Origin of the sequence: Rhodococcoides kyotonense (genome assembly GCF_900188125.1) — a bacterium.
In the GTDB taxonomy this organism is placed as follows: Bacteria; Actinomycetota; Actinomycetes; order Mycobacteriales; family Mycobacteriaceae; genus Rhodococcoides; species Rhodococcoides kyotonense.
The window spans coordinates 110,611-130,311 of the sequence record NZ_FZOW01000014.1 but is presented as its reverse complement, the minus strand read 5'-3'; the positions used below and the strand labels follow the sequence as shown (position 1 = coordinate 130,311).

The following is a 19,701-nucleotide window of genomic DNA, read 5'->3' as shown; positions in this document are numbered from 1 at the left end:
CTCATGGATCAACAGCGCGCCGACAGCGAACGTCCCGGAAAGACGACGGACAGGACACGTCGGACCGGACTCTTCCGGACCAAGTCCGTCGAGCAATCGATGCGAGACACCGACGAACCGGACACGAAACTCCGCAAGGATCTGACGTCGTGGGACCTGACGGTCTTCGGCGTCGCGGTCGTCATCGGTGCCGGCATCTTCACGTTGACCGCACGCACCGCAGGCAACGTCGCAGGACCGTCGGTGTCGCTCGCCTTCGTGCTGGCCGCAGTGGCCTGTGGCCTCGCGGCCCTGTGTTACGCGGAGTTCGCGTCGACAGTCCCCGTGGCAGGTAGTGCGTACACCTTCTCGTACGCCACCTTCGGCGAGTTCGTCGCCTGGATCATCGGGTGGGACCTCATCCTGGAATTCGCGCTGGCGTCGTCGGTGGTCGCGAAGGGCTGGTCCCTTTATCTGGGTGAGGTTCTCGGTTCGGTGTCGCCGACGACGACCATCGGCTCACTGGACTTCGACTGGGGTGCGCTGGTGATCGTCCTGATCATCACCGTGCTGCTCGCAACCGGCACCAAGTTGTCCTCGCGAGTCTCACTGGTCATCACCGCGATCAAGGTCGCGGTCGTGCTGTTGGTCGTGATCGTCGGTGCGTTCTACATCAAGGCGGACAACTACTCGCCGTACATCCCGCCGTCCGAGGCCGGATCCACCGGCGAGGGTATTCACCAGTCGCTGTTCTCCTTCGTCACGGGCGCAGGCGGCAGCACGTTCGGTTGGTACGGCCTTCTCGCGGCCGCGAGCCTCGTGTTCTTCGCGTTCATCGGTTTCGACGTCGTCGCCACCACCGCCGAAGAGACCAAGGAACCTCAGAAGGCGCTCCCGCGCGGCATTCTCGGGTCGCTCGCAATCGTGACAGTCCTGTACGTCGCCGTGACCCTGGTTCTGACCGGCATGGTCAAGTACACGGAATTGGCAGGGGAGACGTCGACGCTGGCAACGGCGTTCGACATCAACGGTCTCACCTGGGCCAAGAACATCATCTCGTTCGGCGCACTGGCAGGTCTGACGACCGTCGTCATGGTGTTGATGCTCGGCCAGACTCGTGTGCTGTTCGCGATGTCGCGCGACGGTCTTGCGCCGCGAGGCCTGGCTCGTACCGGTCGACGCGGCACTCCGGTCCGGATCACGCTCATCGTCGGCTTCGTCGTTGCCGTCCTCGCCGCGTTCTTCCCGATCGGCACGCTGGAGGAGATGGTGAACATCGGCACGTTGTTCGCGTTCGTTCTCGTGTCCATCGGTGTGATCGTCCTGCGCCGCACACGTCCCGATCTGCCCCGAGGCTTCAAGGTGCCGTTGATGCCGGTGATTCCGATTCTGGCCGTCGTCGCGTGCTTGTGGTTGATGGTGAACCTGTCCGTCGAGACCTGGATCCGATTCCTCGTCTGGATGGCGATCGGCGTCGTCATCTATTTCGCGTACAGCAAGCGCAATGTCGAGAAGACACTCCGCGAACGAGAGGCTGCCGCCACCGCCACTGCGTCGGACTAGCGCTTCGGGACCGAACACTCGGTGGGCCGTCGGTCGACTTCCGGTCCAATCGACGGCCTTTCGACGGGTCGGAGGGTTGTTATAAGCTGCTCGAACCAACCTTGAGTCGGAAATGAGGGGGTTCGAGTTGGGTGGGGCCGGCCGAGTGAGTGTGTCCGAGGACGCACCCGCCAGCAGCATTCATGTAGATGCAGGTGATCGCGGTAGGGGTCGTCGAGGCTACAAGCGCTATCTGTGGATGCTGGGCTTGTTGGCACCTGCGTCCGCGCTCCTTCCGTCGCAGCTCGTGATGTGGACAGGGATGCCGATCTTCTGGTGGAGCGGCGTCATGATCTTCTTCGTTGTGATTCCCGTCGTCGACGCACTCGCGGGCGAGGACGGGCACAATCCGTCGGACGCGGACATCGAGTCGATGGAAGACGACAGGTACTACCGCTGGTGCACGTATCTGTTTCTGCCCGTGCAGTTCGTCACCCTGCTCGTCGCGTGCTGGATGTGGGCGTTCGGCGGACTCGACATCGTCGACAAGATCGGACTGGCGGTCACCGTCGGTCTCGTTGCGGGAACGGGCATCAATGCGGCACACGAACTCGGCCACCGCATCGAGAAGCATGAACGATGGCTGGCGAAAGTCGCCCTCGCGCAGACGTTCTACGGACACTTCTTCGTCGAACACAACCGCGGGCACCACGTTCGCGTCGCGACGCCGGAGGATCCGGCCACCGCCCGGTTCGGTGAGAACGTCTACACCTTCCTTCCGCGCAGCGTGGTCGGCGGACTGGTATCGGCGTGGTCGTTGGAACGGCAGCGGCTCTCTCGGCTCGGGATCCGCCCGTGGAGCCTCCGGAGCAATCTGGTGCACTCGTGGGTGATGTCGCTCGTCCTCTTCGGGACGCTCGCGGCGATCTTCGGACTCGGCATCGTGCCGTACCTCGCGGTACAGGCAGCGGTCGGGTTTCTGTTGTTGGAGATCATCAACTATGTCGAGCACTACGGTCTTCTCCGCGAGAAGAACGACCGCGGTCGTTACGTCAGAACCTCGGCCAGGCACAGCTGGAACAGTGATCGGTTGTGCACCAACATCTTTCTCTACCACCTGCAGCGGCACAGCGATCACCATGCCAATCCGGCGAAGCGCTATCAGACACTGCGCGCGTGCGACGAGGCGCCGCAACTGCCTGCCGGATACGCGACGATGGTGCTGCTCGCCGTCGTACCTCCGCTGTGGCGGCGTGTGATGGACCCGCGGGTTCTGGCGCACTACGACGGCGACGTGACGCGTGCGAACATTCTGCCTCGGCGCCGAGAGAAGATTCTGGCGCGACATCGGATCGGGCCGAATCGGGCAGCGTAGGAAAACGGGCAGGTACGACGACACGCGTCGAACCAGACCCGATAGCCTTGGTGGAGAAACTTCACGCAACCAGGAGAGGCTAGATGACGACCTCAGTAACACCGGACGGTAGTTCGGCCACAGGATCGGCACTCATCGCGGACGTCCGCGGTGGCATCGACTTCAAGGTCGCGGACCTGTCGCTGGCCGAGTTCGGTCGTAAGGAGATTCGTCTCGCCGAGCACGAGATGCCCGGATTGATCGCACTCCGCCGCGAGTATGCAGATGTGTTGCCGCTCAAGGGTGCTCGGGTCTCCGGCTCGCTGCACATGACGGTGCAGACCGCGGTTCTCATCGAGACCCTCGTCGCCCTCGGTGCCGAGGTGCGGTGGGCGTCGTGCAACATCTTCTCCACCCAGGACCACGCTGCCGCGGCAGTCGTCGTCGGGCCGCACGGCACCGAGGACGAGCCGAAGGGTGTTCCGGTGTTCGCCTGGAAGGGTGAGACGCTCGAGGAGTACTGGTGGGCGGCCGAGCAGATGCTCACCTGGCCGAACGAACCGGCGAACATGATCCTCGACGACGGTGGTGACGCCACGATGCTGGTGCTGCGCGGTGCTCAGTTCGAGAAGGCCGGAGTGGTTCCGCCGACCGACGACGATCACGACTCCGACGAGTACAAGGTCTTCCTCGGCCTTCTGCGTCGTTCACTCGAGGCGTCGAAGACCAAGTGGACCGAGGTCGCCGAGTCCGTCAAGGGTGTCACCGAGGAGACCACCACCGGTGTCCTGCGGTTGTACCAGTTCGCGGCGGCGGGCGAGCTCACGTTCCCGGCGATCAACGTCAACGACTCGGTCACCAAGAGCAAGTTCGACAACAAGTACGGCACCCGTCACTCGCTGATCGACGGCATCAACCGAGGCACCGACGTGCTCATCGGCGGAAAGGCCGTTCTCGTCTGCGGCTACGGCGACGTCGGCAAGGGCTGCGCGGAGGCACTCAAGGGGCAGGGCGCACGCGTCACGGTCACCGAGGCGGACCCGATCAACGCGCTGCAGGCGCTGATGGACGGATTCGACGTTCGCACGGTCGAGGAGTACATCGACAAGGCAGACATCGTCATCACCTCGACCGGCAACCTGGGCATCATCACCTTCGACCACATGAAGCGGATGAAGCACCAGGCGATCCTCGGCAACATCGGTCACTTCGACAACGAGATCGACATGGCCGGGCTCGAGAAGGCCAAGGACGTCACGCGGATCAACATCAAGCCGCAGGTCGACGAGTTCCAGTTCCCCGACGGCCATTCCATCATCGTGCTGTCCGAAGGTCGCCTGCTGAACCTGGGCAATGCCACCGGGCACCCGTCGTTCGTGATGAGCAACAGCTTCTCGAACCAGGTCATCGCGCAGATCGAGCTGTGGACCAAGCCCGACGAGTACGACAACGAGGTCTACCGCCTGCCGAAGCACCTCGACGAGAAGGTGGCCCGTATCCACGTCGAGGCACTCGGTGGCACCATCACCAAGCTGACCAAGGAGCAGGCGGAGTACATCGGCGTCGACGTCGAGGGTCCGTACAAGCCCGAGCACTACCGGTACTGACGCTCCTGTGGGCACACTGATCGTCATCGAGGGAGTCGACGGCGCGGGCAAGAACACGCTCGCCCGTCGGCTCGTCTCGGCGTGGGAACGAGACGACCTCGAGGTCACCCGAATCGGATTTCCTCGTTACGACTCCTCGGTCCACGCCGATCTGGCAGCGGAAGCGTTGCGCGGCGAGCACGGTGATACCGCGCAGAGCGTGCACGCGATGGCTCTGTTGTTCGCTCTCGATCGCAAGTATGCCGCGCCGGATCTGCGAAAAGCGCTCTCGCACAACGACATCGTCTTACTCGACCGATATGTGGCATCCAATGCCGCGTACACGGCGGCTCGGTTGGAGCAGTCCGCCGACGGCGAAGCGGTCGAGTGGATTCGCGCGCTCGAGTTCGAGCGTTTCGGCGTCCCCGTCCCGGACGTACAGATCCTGCTCGACGTCCCCGTGGACTTGGCTGCCGAGCGCGCCGCCTCACGGGAGGCCGACGACGCGTCGCGTACCCGTGACGCCTACGAGCGTGACGGATCTCTGCAGAGCCGTACATCCGCGGTCTACGGTGGGCTCGCAGCGGCGGAGTGGGGGTCGTCGTGGGAGGTCGTCGGGCCCGACGTGGATCCGGATCGACTCGCCGCCGACATCTTCAATCAGCCATCTGACGGCGGGAAAGTGACAACATAGGACCATGAAGCCTCGGATTCTTGTAGTCGACGACGATTCGGCTCTCGCCGAAATGTTGACCATCGTCCTTCGCGGCGAGGGTTTCGAACCGTTCGTGGTCGGTGACGGCACCCAAGCGTTGTCCGCGGTTCGAGAGAACCGTCCCGATCTGGTACTGCTCGATCTGATGCTTCCCGGAATGAACGGAATCGACGTGTGCCGTGTGCTGCGTGCCGATTCCGGAGTTCCGATCGTGATGTTGACGGCGAAGACCGACACCGTCGACGTGGTCCTCGGACTCGAATCGGGTGCCGACGACTACATCATGAAGCCGTTCAAGCCGAAGGAACTCGTCGCCCGCGTCCGTGCGCGCCTGCGCAGGACCGAGGACGAGCCCGCCGAATTGCTGTCCATCGCCGACATCGTCATCGATGTTCCTGCGCACAAGGTGAGCCGCGGCGAGGAGCTCGTATCCCTGACGCCGCTCGAGTTCGACCTGCTCGTCGCACTTGCGCGCAAGCCGCGTCAGGTGTTCACTCGCGAGGTGTTGCTCGAACAGGTGTGGGGTTACCGGCATGCGGCCGATACGCGGTTGGTCAACGTGCACGTGCAGCGCCTACGCGCCAAGGTCGAGAAGGATCCGGAGAACCCCGAGGTTGTGCTGACCGTGAGAGGGGTCGGCTACAAGGCCGGACCGCCGTGATCTGGTTCTCCCGTTCGCGGCGCAGAATAAACGGAACCTTCTCGCCGCTCCTGCGTTGGTTTCGCTCGGTGAGCACCTCGCTCGGCCACATGTGGCGCCGCTCGCTCCAGCTGCGTGTGGTGGTGTCGACGCTGACGCTGTCCCTGGTCGTCATCACTATTCTCGGCATGGTGTTGACCAGCCAGATCACCGATCGTCTGCTGGAAGCGAAGATCACTGCCGCGACCGAGGAACTCGATCGCAGTCGTTTGACCGTCGAGGGTTCGCTGGCGGGTGCCGACGACTCGACCGGTCTCGATCTTCGGCTGGAACGTGCGCGCGCGCAGCTCACCAGTAGAGACATCGATGCAGGGCAGGCGTCGGGTTCGGCAGGCACCTTCGATCCCGTCCTCGTCGTCGAGGGCGACAGCGTGCGCGCCGACGCGTCGGTCGGGCCCGCGGATCAGATTCCGCAGAGCCTGAGAAACTTCGTCACGAACGGGCAGATCAGTTACCAGTTCGCGACCGTCACCGACCCCGAGCAGGGTGGGTACTCCGGACCGGCGTTGATTCTCGGTACACCGACCGGCTCCGACATCTCGTCCCTGGAGCTGTACCTGGTGTTTCCGCTCGGCAGCGAGGAGCGCACTCTGTCGCTCGTGCGTGGAACGTTGCTGATCGGCGCCGTCGTCCTGTTGGTGCTGCTCGCAGCGATCGCCATGCTGGTTGCGCGGCAGGTCGTCATACCGATTCGTTCCGCGTCGCGCATCGCCGTTCGATTCGCCGACGGACGACTCAAGGAACGAATGCCGGTTCGCGGCGAGGACGACATGGCCAGGCTTGCCATGTCGTTCAACGAGATGGCCGAGAGTCTGTCCAAACAGATCACTCAGCTCGAGGAGTTCGGAAACCTTCAGCGCCGCTTCACATCCGACGTCAGCCACGAGTTGCGTACTCCGCTGACGACAGTCCGCATGGCAGCCGACCTCATTCACGACGGTAGCGGGGACATGGACCCTGCGCTGCGACGGTCGTCGGAACTGCTCGTCAACGAGCTCGATCGGTTCGAGACTCTGCTCGGTGACCTTCTCGAGATCAGTCGGCACGACGCGGGTGTGGCCGAGCTCGCCGCCGAGCAGCTCGACCTCAGGATGTGTGCCAGGGCTGCAGTGTCGACAGTCCGGCACCTCGCGAAGGAGAGCGGAACGGAACTGATCGTCGATCTTCCCGATCAGTCCGTCGTCGCCGAGGTCGACCCACGACGTGTGGAACGAATATTGCGCAATCTCTTGGCGAACGCCATCGACCACGGCGAGGGAAAGCCGGTTCTGATCAGGCTGCGTGCCAACTCGGATGCCGCCGCGTTCGTCGTCCGAGATCAAGGCATCGGACTGCGCCCGGGAGAAGAGAAACTCGTCTTCAATCGGTTCTGGCGCTCGGACCCGTCGCGCGTTCGTCGATCCGGCGGTACGGGCCTCGGGCTCGCGATCAGTGTCGAAGACGCGCGGCTGCACGACGGCAAGCTCGAAGCATGGGGTGCCCTCGGTGAGGGTGCGTGCTTCCGCTTGACGTTGCCACTCGTGCGCGGGCACAAGGTGATCGGCAGTCCGTTGCCACTGAAGCCGAGCACGAAGCAGTACACCCAGGGGCAGCCGCTCCCGAACGACCAGATCACGAGGGCGGTCGCGGTCCCGAAGATGGACAACGCGTCGAAGGCGTTGACCGTGCCCCGCGCGTCGGACGATGCACCCGACCCGCACGGCAGCGAAGGAGACGCGTGAATTCTCGCGGAATCGGGCCGTTGGTGGTCCTGTGCAGTGTCCTGGCGCTCCTCGTCGGGTGCGCGAGCCTGCCCGAATCGTCGACGCCGCAGGCGATCGGCTCGCTGAGCGCCGCCGGCGCGGAAACCACGACGCCACCGCCTCCGGCCGCGGGTCGGGAACCGGACCGTCTCGTGCGGGACTTCATCGCGGCGAGTGCCAGTTCCGCGAACCGGCATCAGGCTGCGCGGCAGTTCCTCACGAGCGGGGCATCGACCGGGTGGGACGACGGTGCGAAGACCGTTGTCGCGGACAAGATCGACCTTCTGTACGGGCCACGAACGGACACCGAGGCGGAGTACACCCTTCGGTCCAACACCGTGGGGCTGTTGGCGTCCGGCGGCGACTACCAGGCGGGCGCAGGAACGGTCGACACGACGATCAAGATGGTGAAGGTCGACGGAGAGTGGCGTATCGACGAGTTGCCTCCCGGTGTCCTCATCGACAGATCCCAGTTCTTCAGTGCCTACCAACGTAAATCGCTGTATTTCGTCGATCCACTGGGCTCGGAACTCGTTCCCGACGTGCGATGGCTGACGGGTGCGTCGGACCAGATGGCGAACCAGCTCGTGCAACTGCTGATCGACGGACCCAAGTCGACGTTGGAGTCCGCGGTCTCCAACGAACTCGCCGACGACGTCGGCGTCCGCGGACCGATCACCAAGGCGGACGGTCGAACCGGGCAGGTCGGTGTCGGATCCGGTGGTGTCCGTATCGATTTCGGCGGTCTGCAGTCGATGGATGCCAAGAACCGTGAACTGCTTGCAGCGCAGGTGATCTGGACGTTGGCGTCGGCCGAGATCTCCGGCCCGTACGTGCTGCTGGCGGACGGCCAGCCGCTGGACAACTCCAAACCCGATGGATGGACCACGCTCGACGTGGCCGAATTCGATCCTCTCGGTACGCCGGAAGACACCGTCGGATTGCATGCAGTGGTCGGTGGGCGGCTCGTGTCCGTCGATGACACCGGAACCACGCCTGTACCAGGCTATTTCGGAACGGTCACCAACTTGAGGACGGTTGCCCTGTCCACCGACGGTACGCTCGTCGCAGGCGTCGCCGACACCGGGCGGCCGGCTCCCGAGCCGTCGTCGGCGTTGATGATCGGCGGCTACGACAGTGGCGCGTTCCCGGTGGCTGAGGGGCAATCGATCACGAGGCCGACGTGGGGTGCGGACAACAATGCCGTATGGGCCGTCATCGACGGAACGAATGTCATTCGCGCAGCTCGTGATCCGGCCACCGGGCAGGTGTCGGTGGTTCCGGTGGACGCAGGTGCGGTCACGGCGCTCGGCTCCAGAATCACGGATCTGCGCTTGTCTCGCGACGGAGTTCGTGCGGCCATGATCGTCGACGGTCTCGTGTACGTCGCCACCGTCGTGCGTCAAGAGAACGGGCTCTACTCGCTGACTTCGCCCAGAGCCGTGGCCAACGGGCTCGGTAGCGATGCGTTGGCGCTCGACTGGAGCACCGGTGATTCGATCGTCATCGTCCGCATCGCAACCGACGTCCCCGTCGTGCAGGTCACGACCGACGGATCGAGGCTCGACGCGCTCCCGAGCCGAAATCTGACCGCGCCGGTGCTGTCGGTGGACGCGTCGCCGTCGAACGAGTTCGTCGCCGATTCGCGTGCGGTGTTCGAGTTGGACAACAACGACCCGGCCGGAGACCGATATTGGCGGGAGGTTCCCGGCCTCGCCGGAGTGAAGGCGACGCCGATCCTGCCCGGCTGAGTCATGACGCGACGCGATCGTGTCGGACCCGGTCGTCATACTCTCCGCCCATGCGGACGCTCTTCGACCTGGTACTTCCTCGTGAATGCGGTGGCTGCGACACACCTGGTGCATCGTGGTGCATCAGATGCGAGGAGTCTCTCGTCCGACCACCGGTCGCGGTGCGGCCGCGCGTGGACGTCGGCGTACCGTGCTGGGCGCTCGGGCCCTACGCGGGTGCCTGCCGCGGTGCCGTTCTCGCGTTGAAGGAACGCAACCGACACGATCTCGCAGTCCCGTTGGGGCATGCGCTGGCGCGTGCGGTGTCTCACTTGCGTCTCTTCGGTGAACTGGATCCGCCCGAGTTCGCCGCACTCGCGCTCGTGCCTGCACCCTCGCGTGCGCGGGCCGCGCGCATTCGCGGCGGGGACCACGTCGAGCGGTTCGCCCGGGCGGCGGCGTCGGCGCTACGGCCCGAGAACGTGTCGGTCCCGCACGTGTTGCGGATGGGTAGGGGAGTACGTGACTCGGTCGGCCTCGGGGCCGCGGAGCGGCAAGCCAACGTTGCGGGTCGAATCTTGACGGCGCCTCCAGTGTTGCGGCGAGGCGGCACCGGGCCTGCGCCCGTCGACGTCACCGTCGTCGTGGTCGACGACGTACTCACGACAGGATCGACGGCTGCCGAAACGGTCTGTGTACTAAACGATTTCGGTGTCCGAGTCGACGGTGTGCTGGTACTTGCAGCGGTCTGACATGCGACGGACGGGCGCGGCTGCGACACGCCCCGCTACCGAATTCGGATGAACAGTGGCACACGAGCGGATGACCGACTAGCGTCGTGTGCACGCCCTTCGAAGGCGGATGCGTTGTTCTCGTACGTGGAGGTGATGCGGCAGAAAATGATGCCGGTTGGTTCCCCAGTCGGCATGAGCACTTGCCGCGTCGCACATCGCGACGCGACCGATATCGGGAGGTACGCGTGACGACCCCTTCACAAGCTTCTGTTTTCTTCGACGAGAAGCCTTCGGACGAGTCCACCAACCATGCCGACGTCGTGGTCAAAGGCCGCAACGTCGAGATTCCGGATCACTTCCGGGTCTACGTATCCGAAAAACTCGCCCGGCTCGAACGATTCGACCCCTCCATATACCTGTTCGACGTCGAACTCCAGCACGAACGCAACCGTCGCCAACGCAAGGCCTGTCAGCGCGTGGAGATCACCGCGAAAGGCAAGGGTCCGGTTGTCCGTGCAGAAGCCTGTGCCGACAGTTTCTATGCCGCTCTGGAATCGGTGACGTCCAAGCTCGAGAGTCGACTCCGTAGGACCAAGGACCGTCGCAAGGTCCACTACGGCGAGAAGACCCCGGTGTCGGTCGCCGAGGCCACCGCAGAACTCGCCGAAGACGATTCTCTGGCCATCGACCCGACCATCTCACTGGACTCGTTCGAGGACGTACCTGCCGGACCCGGTCAGATCGTGCGCACCAAGGTGCACTCTGCCGCGCCGATGAGTGTGGACGACGCACTCTACGAGATGGAATTGGTCGGACACGACTTCTTCCTGTTCCATGACAGCGCAACGGATCGACCATCCGTCGTCTACCGACGGCATGCGTTCGACTACGGACTGATCAGGCTCACCTGACATCCACCGACATGCGGGCCCGTCCTGGGAGAAATCCCAGGTCGGGCCCGTTTCGGTGTGGTGGGTCTTCTACGTCCACCGCGGCAACGCCTACCATGGACGCGTCGGGTCACCGACGACTCGCGCCTCGGGCGTGAGCGCGTCGTGCTCCCGGCAGTTGTGACGCCCTGATTAGCCGATATCCGTAACCGAGGATCGAGGACGAGAAAGCCCGTGCCTTCGCTGTCGTTTTCCAAGCTGCTCCGTGTTGGTGAAGGTCGCATGGTCAAGCGACTCAAGAACATCGCTGACCACGTGTCCACCCTGTCCCCGGACGTCGAGGGCTTGTCCGACGACGAGTTGCGCGCCAAGACCACGGAGTTCAAGGAGCGCTACGCCGGCGGCGAGACTCTGGACGAGCTGCTGCCCGAAGCCTTCGCCGTCGCCCGCGAGGCGTCGTGGCGTGTGTTGTCCCAGCGCCATTTCGACGTCCAGGTGATGGGTGGTGCTGCACTGCACTTCGGCAACGTCGCCGAAATGAAGACCGGTGAGGGCAAGACCCTGACCTGTGTGCTCCCCGCGTACCTCAACGCACTGTCCGGAGACGGCGTCCACGTCGTCACGGTCAACGACTACCTCGCCAAGCGTGACTCCGAGTGGATGGGACGCGTCCACCGGTTCCTCGGTCTCGAGACCGACGTGATCCTGTCGGGAATGACTCCGGCCGAGCGCCGCACGGCCTACGCGGCGGACATCACCTACGGAACCAACAACGAGTTCGGTTTCGACTACCTCCGCGACAACATGACTCACTCGCTCGACGACCTGGTGCAGCGCGGCCACAACTTCGCCGTCGTCGACGAGGTCGATTCGATCCTCATCGACGAGGCGCGCACCCCGCTGATCATCTCGGGCCCCGCCGACGCGTCGTCGAAGTGGTACGGAGAGTTCGCGCGGATCGCACCGTTGCTGAAGCAGGACGTCCACTACGAGGTGGACATCAAGAAGCGCACGGTCGGCGTACACGAGGCGGGCGTGGAGCTCGTCGAGGACCAGCTCGGTATCGACAACCTGTACGAGGCGGCCAACTCGCCGCTCGTCAGCTACCTGAACAACGCCATCAAGGCGAAAGAGCTGTACACCAAGGACAAGGACTACATCGTCCGCGACGGTGAGGTCATCATCGTCGACGAGTTCACCGGTCGTATCCTCGTCGGTCGCCGGTACAACGAAGGTATGCACCAGGCCATCGAGGCCAAGGAGAAGGTCGAGATCAAGGCAGAGAACCAGACTCTCGCCACGATCACGCTGCAGAACTACTTCCGGCTCTACGAGAAGCTGTCCGGTATGACCGGTACAGCCCAGACCGAGGCCGCCGAGCTGCATCAGACCTACGGACTGGGAGTCATTCCGATCCCGACCAACCGGCCCATGGTTCGCGTCGACAACGGTGACCTCATCTACAAGACCGAAGAGGCCAAGTTCGACGCAGTGGTCGCCGACGTCGTCACGCGTCACGAGAAGGGCCAGCCGGTACTGATCGGCACCACCAGCGTCGAGCGCTCGGAGTATCTCTCCAAGCAGTTCACCAAGCGAGGCGTCGTCCACAGCGTTCTGAACGCCAAGTTCCACGAGCAGGAAGCGACGATCGTCGCCGAGGCAGGCCGTCTCGGAGCCGTCACCGTGGCGACCAACATGGCCGGACGTGGAACTGACGTCGTGCTCGGTGGAAACCCCGACATCATTCTCGACCTGCAACTTCGCAAGAAGGGTCTCGACCCGGTGGAAAGCCCGGACGAGTACCAGACGGAATGGGACTCGACTCTCGAGTCCGTCAAGGAGCAGGTCAAGGACGACGCCGAGACGGTCCGAGAAGCAGGCGGGCTGTACGTTCTCGGCACCGAACGTCACGATTCGCGCCGAATCGACAATCAGCTTCGTGGTCGTTCCGGCCGCCAGGGTGACCCCGGTGAGTCGCGCTTCTACCTGTCGCTGGGCGATGAGTTGATGCGCCGTTTCAACGGCGGCGCACTCGAGTCGATCATGACCCGACTGAATCTGCCCGACGACGTCCCGATCGAAGCCAAGATGGTCTCGAAGGCCATCAAGAGCGCGCAGACGCAGGTCGAGCAGCAGAACTTCGAGATCCGAAAGAACGTCCTCAAGTACGACGAGGTCATGAACCAGCAGCGCACGGTCATCTACGAGGAGCGTCGCCGCATTCTCGAAGGTGCTGACATGGAGGGCCAGGTCGAAGGCATGATCACCGACGTGATCACTGCCTACGTCGACGGCGCGACCGGCGAAGGCTACGTCGAGGACTGGGATCTCGAACAGCTCTGGACCGCGCTGAAGACGCTCTACCCGGTCGGAGTCGATCACAAGGAACTCACGCAGGAGAACGAACTCGGCGAGAAGGGCGACCTCAGCCGCGAAGAATTGTCGGAGGCACTGCTCGCCGACGCGCGTGCCGCATACAGCAAGCGTGAAGCCGAGATCGAGGAGATCGCAGGCGAGAACGGTATGCGCGAGCTCGAGCGCCGCGTGTTGCTGTCCGTGCTCGACCGCAAATGGCGCGAACACCTCTACGAGATGGACTACCTCAAGGAGGGCATCGGTCTGCGTGCGATGGCGCAGCGTGATCCGCTCGTCGAGTACCAGCGCGAGGGATACGACATGTTCCAGGGCATGCTCGACGGATTGAAGGAGGAGTCGGTCGGCTTCCTGTTCAACCTGTCCGTGGAAGCAACGCCTGCTCCGGCGGGCCCGGCAGCAGGCGCCGGACTCGCCGTCGCTCCTGGCCTCGCATCGCCGGTCGGTGCGGGCGGGCAGCAACAGCAGGCGGCTGTCTCCACTCGGAAGGCGCCCGCGGCCAAGCCGCTGCCGACCGAGGAGCGACCTGCTGCGCCCGTCGGGGCTTCTGCACCGTCGGCGTTGCGCGCGAAAGGCCTCGACGAGCGTCCGACCGGGGGACTCACCTACTCGGGCCCCGACGAGGGCGGCGGCACCGAGGTTCGACGCGGGACATCGAACGGGGACAAGCCGGCCGGGGACAAGGCCGACGGTGGCGCTGCCGATGGAGACAACGCAGCACAGGGCACCCGCCGCGAACGCCGTGAGGCGGCTCGGGCACAGGCGAAGACCTCCAAGCCTGCGCGGTCCAAGAAGAAGCGCTGACGGGTTTTCACAGCGCCCGGGTTGTCGCGTGCTGGCGGATTCTACAGCACTCTGAGTGACGTCACCGTCCACTTCTCGCGACGCGGCCTGGACCGAGATTCGATCCGGGCCGCGATCGCGAAGACACGAGGGCCACGCACGTAGGTCGCGAAGATCTCGGTCGCGGAGTTCGTGGCGCGACTCAGGTGGACACCACGAAGCGATGCGACACCGAGTCGTTGCCCGGGTGGTCCGGTCTTGACGACCGTTCTTATCGATTCGATGACGGTCGGGGTGAACAGTCCGCGTAGTTGGTCGGCCGTCCGGCGACGATCGAGTACCTCGAGCAGAAGTCGCATGGCCTGATCGACACTGCGGCGCACGTACTCCGGGATCTCGGGTTCCGCGTAGGGACCCACTACCGCCGGCGTCGGCGCTCGATGTGTCCCGAGGCTCCGCGGAAACGGGCGACTGCGGCCGGACGTCGTCGCGCTGTGAACGGCATTGGCGCGCAAGTCGATTCGACAGGGGACCGAGGGCGTCGTGCAGTGGCACTCGGTGCCGGGAGGCTCATACGGCAGTGCCCGGGACAGGTACCTGTGCGTGCGCGCCGCGGGTGTCGACTCCATGTGCCGGTCCTTCTCTCGTGTGCATCCGCTCCTCGATGACTTATGACGAAGCCGATACACACTCGGTTCCATCGCGGCCTGCGTCGTCTCGCGCAGGAATGGCTGTAGCGTTCTCCTTCATCTAAGTTCGAGGAAACGGATCGTGTGCCCGACTCGGGTGCACGTGACGGTGCGAGCAGGAACGGGGACCGGGGTACGCGATGGCGACAAGGCTGACCACGCAGGACGCATCGTTCTATTTTCTCGAAGCGAGCAGTACCCCGATGCATCTCGGATCGTTGGCGGTGTTTCGTACACCGCGATCCGGGTTCAGCTACGAGAACTTGCTCTCACTCGTCGAGCAGCGTCTGATCCTGGTCCCTCGATATCGCCAGAAGGTTCGGGAAGTGGCCTTCGGCTTCGCGCGGCCCGTGTGGGTCGACGATCCGGACTTCGACATCACCTATCACATCCGTCGCTCGGCACTGCCGAAGCCTGGATCCGAGGATCAGCTTCACGACCTCGTTGCACGGCTGACGTCACGGCCGTTGGACCGAACACGTCCGCTGTGGGAGATGTATCTGGTCGAAGGGTTGTCCAAGAACCGATTCGCGATCTTCACCAAGTCGCACTCGGCTCTCGTCGACGGCGAGAAGGCGCTCGAGATCGGACAGGTGATTCTGGACGCGAGCAAGAACCCGCCTGCCATGGCCGAGGAGCTGTGGATGCCGGCGAGCGAGCCGAAGGAATCGGCGCTTGTGCTCGACGCGATCACAGAGATGATCGTTCGCCCGAGCGAGGGCGTCGAGATGATCAGGGGTGTCGCGCGCGGAGTCGCCGAGGTGGCAAGCGGTGCGGTGCAGGCGACCGGAAAGGTGCTGTCCGCTGTGCGCACGGCTGCGCAGGTCGCGCCGTCGAGCCCGCTCAATGCTCCGATCTCGCGAAACCGCCGATTTGCAGTCGCGAAGACAGAGTTGTCGGACTACCGCAAGATTCACACGCGGTTCGGCTGCAGCATCAACGACGTCGTCCTCGCCGTCGTGACCGGCGCGCTGCGCAATTGGCTGCTGTCCAGGGGGGAACCGGTGACCGCGTCGTCGACGGTGCGTGCGATGGTCCCGATGTCGGTGTACGTCTCCGATGTCAGGGCCGGATACGACGGGTCCACCGACAGGCCGGTCGGCGAGCCCGACTCGCCGGACGAGGTGCACGGTCCGGAGTCGCAGCGAAGCGAGGTGTCGTCGTTCCTCGTGGATCTTCCAGTGGGAGAACCGAATGCAGTGGTTCGCCTCTCGCACATCGCACATGCCACCGAGGCGCACGAGAAGCAGTCACCCGGCGTCACTGCGCACACGTTGATGCGGATCTCGGGGTTCGCCCCGGCGAGCCTGCATGCGATGGGCGCACGAGCGGGTAGCCGGTTGTCGCAGCGACTCTTCAACCTGATCATCACCAACGCGCCCGGACCGCAGTTCCCGCTGTACGTCGGCGGCGCGCGAATGCTGGAGATGTTCCCGGTGTCCCCGTTGTTCGAGAACCAGGCGCTGAGCATCGGATTGACGTCCTACGACGGCAACGTCTTCTTCGGACTGAACGCGGACCGTGGAGCCATGCCCGACGTGGATGTCGTCACGGCGCTGCTCCTGGAGTCTCTCGAAGAACTGATCGATGCAAGCAACGAATCGAGAGTATGAGGAATGAACGCGTGAGAGTGTATGTGCCGGCGACGATCTCGATGTTGAGGACACTGGTTGCCGATGAGGAGTTCCATCCCGTCAGCCGAACGGCGTTCGCCGTGACTCCGACGTTGCGCGAGGCGTACTCGTCGGGTGACGACGAGGAACTCGCCGAGGTCGCGATGAACGAAGCGGCACGCGCGTCGTTGCGTTTGATCGCTGCGGCCCGCGACGACGAGGAAGACAGCGGTGCGATCGACGGAGGCACCGTGCATCGACGGGCTGTCATCGCCGCGGACGTCGACGACCCGACGCTCCGTCCCGATCTGGACGATGCGGTCGTTCGGTTGAAGGAACCGCTGCGCCTCGATCAGGTCGCATCGGTGCACCTCGATCTGGAAGGCGCCGAATCCGCTGTCGAGAAAGCCGTCGGGGTGATCGACGCGGCGGACATGGGAGATCCGGACGCGGAATTCGTGCTCGGCGACGCGGAAGACCATAGTCTGGCGTGGTACGCCACGCAGGAGTTGCCGTTCCTGCTCGAATTGTTGTGACATCGGCGGTCTACCTCACGGTAACCTACGGTAGCGTAACCTGGACGACGGCAGCGCGACGTGTGCGCGCTGCCGCGTCGTCGCGATCGAGGAGATGAACCCCCGAATGAACATCAAGAAGTGGCTGGAAGCTCCTGCTGCCGATGTGTCTGCACCCAAGAGACCGAAGCTGAACATGTTGCGCGGTGCATTCACCAGGATCACGACGCCACTGCTCCCCGACGACTATCTCCACCTGGCGAATCCGCTGTGGTCGGCGCGCGAGCTGCGTGGTCGCGTCGTCGAGGTGAAGCAGGAGACCGCGACTGCCGTGACGCTCGTCATCCAGCCCGGATGGGGATTCAACTTCGACTATCGACCGGGCCAGTACATCGGCATCGGCCTCCACCTCGAGGGTCGCTGGCACTGGCGTTCGTACTCGCTCACGTCTCCGCCCAACTGGGACGAGAAACTGATCTCCATCACGGTCAAGGCGATGCCCGAGGGATTCCTGTCCAGCCACCTCGTCGGTGGCGTTCCGCAGGGAACCATCGTTCGGCTGGCGGCGCCGAAGGGTAACTTCGCGCTCCCCACGCCACCGCCCGAAAAGATTCTGTTCCTCACCGCCGGTAGCGGGATCACCCCGATCATGTCGATGCTGCGGTCGATGGACCGACACGGTGACATGCCGAACACGGTGCACATCCATTCCGCGCCGACCGAGGACGAGGTCATGTTCGCGGACGAGCTCTCGTCCATTGCCGAGGGGCACCCGCAGTTCACCTCGCACGTTCAGTTGACGCGATCGGGCGGAAAGTTCGCACTTGCTTCGCTCGACGAGCTGTACCCCGACTGGCGGACACGGCAGACGTGGGCTTGTGGCCCGTCGGCGTTGCTCGAGGAGATCGAGCGCGTGTGGAAGCGCGAAGGCATCGAGGACAAGCTGCATCTCGAACGATTCGAGATCGCGCGCGCCGATACCTCCGGCAAGGGTGGGAAGGTCACGTTCTCCAAGTCCGATCGGTCCACCGAGGTCGACGGAGCGACGAGCCTGCTCGAAGCCGGGGAGAAGCTCGGTGTTCAGATGCCGTTCGGTTGCCGGATGGGAATCTGTCAGACGTGCGTGGTTCCGTTGACGGAAGGCCACGTCATCGACCTGCGGTCCGGCAAGGAGCACGGCGAAGGCGATCGTATTCAGACCTGCATCTCGGCAGCGGCGGGCGATTGCACCCTGGAGTTGTAGGTACGCACGGAATGTGTGAGCACCCACACGGACTTCTCAGCAATCTCGGTTAGGCTTGCAGGTGGCGCTTGTCGCGAATATGTAGTTTCGGGCACCGCCCATGACTTTCGGAGGACCACGATGGCCATCACGGACATCAAGGAGTTCGCTCATCTGACCGAGGAAGATCTCGAAGCTTTCGGTCGCGAACTCGACGCGGTACGCCGCGATATCGAGGACAGCAGGGGCGAGCGCGACGCGTCGTACATTCGGCGGACCATCAAACTGCAACGCTGTCTCGAGCTCGGCGGCCGAATCGTGTTGCTGGGCAGCAAATATCGGCCTGCGTGGCTGGCTGGTACCGCCATGTTGAGCGTCGCCAAGATCATCGAGAACATGGAACTCGGCCACAATGTGATGCACGGGCAGTGGGACTGGATGAACGATCCGGAGATTCACTCCGTGTCGTGGGAATGGGACCAGACCGGTCCGTCGGAACAGTGGAAGCGCGCGCACAACTACTCGCACCACACTTACACCAACATCGTCGGCATGGACGAGGATATCGGCTTCGGCATTCTTCGCATGACCCGCGACGAACCGTGGAAGCCGATCAATCTTCTTCAGCCGCTGGCCAACGTCGTTCTCGCGACGACGTTCGAGTGGGGCATCGCAATCCACGACCATTCCGCGCAGAAGGAGATGGACGGGGAGGACGGTCTGTCCTTCTGGCAGTCGCCGTCCAATCGCGCGTTCGCGTCCAAGATCGTCCGTCAGGTCGGTAAGGATTTCGTTCTGTTTCCGGCGCTGACGGGTCCGGCGTGGAAGAGCACGTTGACTGCCAATGCCACTGCGAACCTGGTCCGTAACCTCTGGGCATACGCGGTGATCTTCTGCGGTCACTTTCCCGACGGCGCCGAGAAGTTCACCATGGGCCAGTTCGAGAAGGAGACGCGAGCCGAGTGGTATCTGCGTCAGATGCTCGGTAGCGCCAACTTCGAGGCCGGCAAGGTCATGGCGTTCATGAGCGGCAATCTGTGCTACCAGATCGAGCACCACATGTTCCCGGATCTACCGAGCAACCGGTACTCCGAGATCGCCGAGCGAGTCCACGCGTTGTGCGAGAAGTACGACCTCCCGTACACGACGGGATCGCTGGGCAAGCAGTACCTGCTCGCGCTGCGGACCATCCACAAGCTGTCGTTGCCGGACTCGTGGTTGCGTGCGACGTCGGACGATGCACCGGAGACCAGTTCGGAGCGCCGGTTCAGGACGGGTGATACCCCCGTTGTCCACGCGTTGCGGATCGATCCGTTGACGGGCAAGCGACGGGGACTGAGGTCTGCGATCGCGGAGGCGCGCGTGTCGTTGCGGCATGCGAAGAAGGAAGCCAAGCGGCAGGCCAAGGCCCTGCGGCAGGCGCGGCGCAACCGCTAGGTGAGTTCACTCACACCTACGGGCACGTAACCTACGGAGCCGTAAGTTACGGTACGGTAGTTGAATCAACGTGCATACTGCACGACCGACGACTGCC

15 protein-coding genes are annotated in these 19,701 nt (G+C 63.8%); 14 read left to right on the top strand and 1 reads right to left on the bottom strand.

What is annotated here, in order from left to right:
• Positions 1 to 3 precede the first annotated feature (3 nt).
• From CHB96_RS21715 to secA, 10 genes are all read left to right on the top strand, one after another.
• Positions 4 to 1,542, top strand: a complete 1,539-nt coding sequence (locus tag CHB96_RS21715) for an amino acid permease (RefSeq protein WP_089250131.1) — start codon at positions 4 to 6, stop codon at positions 1,540 to 1,542.
• A 238-nt stretch (positions 1,543 to 1,780) separates the two neighbouring features.
• A complete protein-coding gene (locus tag CHB96_RS21710; protein WP_245866010.1) occupies positions 1,781 to 2,896 on the top strand; it encodes an alkane 1-monooxygenase in 1,116 nt (371 codons plus the stop codon).
• A gap of 83 nt (positions 2,897 to 2,979) precedes the next feature.
• A complete protein-coding gene (gene ahcY, locus CHB96_RS21705) occupies positions 2,980 to 4,482 on the top strand; it encodes an adenosylhomocysteinase (protein WP_089250127.1) in 1,503 nt (500 codons plus the stop codon).
• Positions 4,483 to 4,489: 7 nt separating this feature from the next.
• On the top strand, positions 4,490 to 5,155 hold the full coding sequence (locus tag CHB96_RS21700; protein WP_089250125.1) for a dTMP kinase: 666 nt from the start codon (positions 4,490 to 4,492) through the stop codon (positions 5,153 to 5,155).
• Positions 5,156 to 5,159: 4 nt separating this feature from the next.
• A complete protein-coding gene (gene mtrA / locus CHB96_RS21695; RefSeq protein ID WP_068421513.1) occupies positions 5,160 to 5,837 on the top strand; it encodes an MtrAB system response regulator MtrA in 678 nt (225 codons plus the stop codon).
• Complete coding sequence (mtrB, locus tag CHB96_RS21690) at positions 5,834 to 7,597, top strand: MtrAB system histidine kinase MtrB (RefSeq protein WP_089250121.1); 1,764 nt, start codon at positions 5,834 to 5,836, stop codon at positions 7,595 to 7,597. Before mtrA ends, mtrB begins: the two co-directional genes overlap by 4 nt.
• Entirely contained in the window at positions 7,594 to 9,369 is a 1,776-nt protein-coding gene (gene lpqB / locus CHB96_RS21685; protein WP_089250119.1) for an MtrAB system accessory lipoprotein LpqB, read from the top strand. The genes mtrB and lpqB overlap by 4 nt, the downstream gene beginning before the upstream one ends.
• Before the next feature lie 50 nt (positions 9,370 to 9,419).
• Positions 9,420 to 10,100 (top strand): ComF family protein, encoded by a 681-nt coding sequence (locus tag CHB96_RS21680; protein ID WP_089250117.1) that lies wholly within the window; start codon positions 9,420 to 9,422, stop codon positions 10,098 to 10,100.
• A 227-nt stretch (positions 10,101 to 10,327) separates the two neighbouring features.
• On the top strand, positions 10,328 to 10,993 hold the full coding sequence (gene hpf / locus CHB96_RS21675) for a ribosome hibernation-promoting factor, HPF/YfiA family (RefSeq protein ID WP_089250115.1): 666 nt from the start codon (positions 10,328 to 10,330) through the stop codon (positions 10,991 to 10,993).
• A 213-nt stretch (positions 10,994 to 11,206) separates the two neighbouring features.
• Complete coding sequence (gene secA, locus CHB96_RS21670) at positions 11,207 to 14,149, top strand: preprotein translocase subunit SecA (RefSeq protein ID WP_089250113.1); 2,943 nt, start codon at positions 11,207 to 11,209, stop codon at positions 14,147 to 14,149.
• A 41-nt stretch (positions 14,150 to 14,190) separates the two neighbouring features.
• Here the strand turns inward: secA and CHB96_RS29460 are convergent, their stop codons facing one another.
• Positions 14,191 to 14,757, bottom strand: coding sequence for an Rv3235 family protein (locus CHB96_RS29460; protein WP_141136527.1), 567 nt, complete (start codon positions 14,755 to 14,757; stop codon positions 14,191 to 14,193).
• Positions 14,758 to 14,957: 200 nt separating this feature from the next.
• Here CHB96_RS29460 and CHB96_RS21660 point away from each other — a divergent pair, with 200 nt between their 5' ends.
• The 4 genes from CHB96_RS21660 to CHB96_RS21645 all read left to right on the top strand — a co-directional run bounded on the left by CHB96_RS21660 (position 14,958) and on the right by CHB96_RS21645 (position 19,604).
• The gene (locus tag CHB96_RS21660; protein WP_089250109.1) at positions 14,958 to 16,430 is read left to right on the top strand and encodes a WS/DGAT/MGAT family O-acyltransferase; all 1,473 of its coding nucleotides are present in this window, start codon (positions 14,958 to 14,960) and stop codon (positions 16,428 to 16,430) included.
• Positions 16,431 to 16,441: 11 nt separating this feature from the next.
• A complete protein-coding gene (locus CHB96_RS21655; RefSeq protein WP_089250246.1) occupies positions 16,442 to 16,966 on the top strand; it encodes a DUF6912 family protein in 525 nt (174 codons plus the stop codon).
• 106 nt (positions 16,967 to 17,072) lie between these two features.
• A complete protein-coding gene (locus CHB96_RS21650; RefSeq protein WP_089250107.1) occupies positions 17,073 to 18,188 on the top strand; it encodes a ferredoxin reductase in 1,116 nt (371 codons plus the stop codon).
• A gap of 120 nt (positions 18,189 to 18,308) precedes the next feature.
• Complete coding sequence (locus CHB96_RS21645; RefSeq protein WP_089250105.1) at positions 18,309 to 19,604, top strand: fatty acid desaturase family protein; 1,296 nt, start codon at positions 18,309 to 18,311, stop codon at positions 19,602 to 19,604.
• The last annotated feature ends 97 nt before the right edge of the window (positions 19,605 to 19,701 follow it).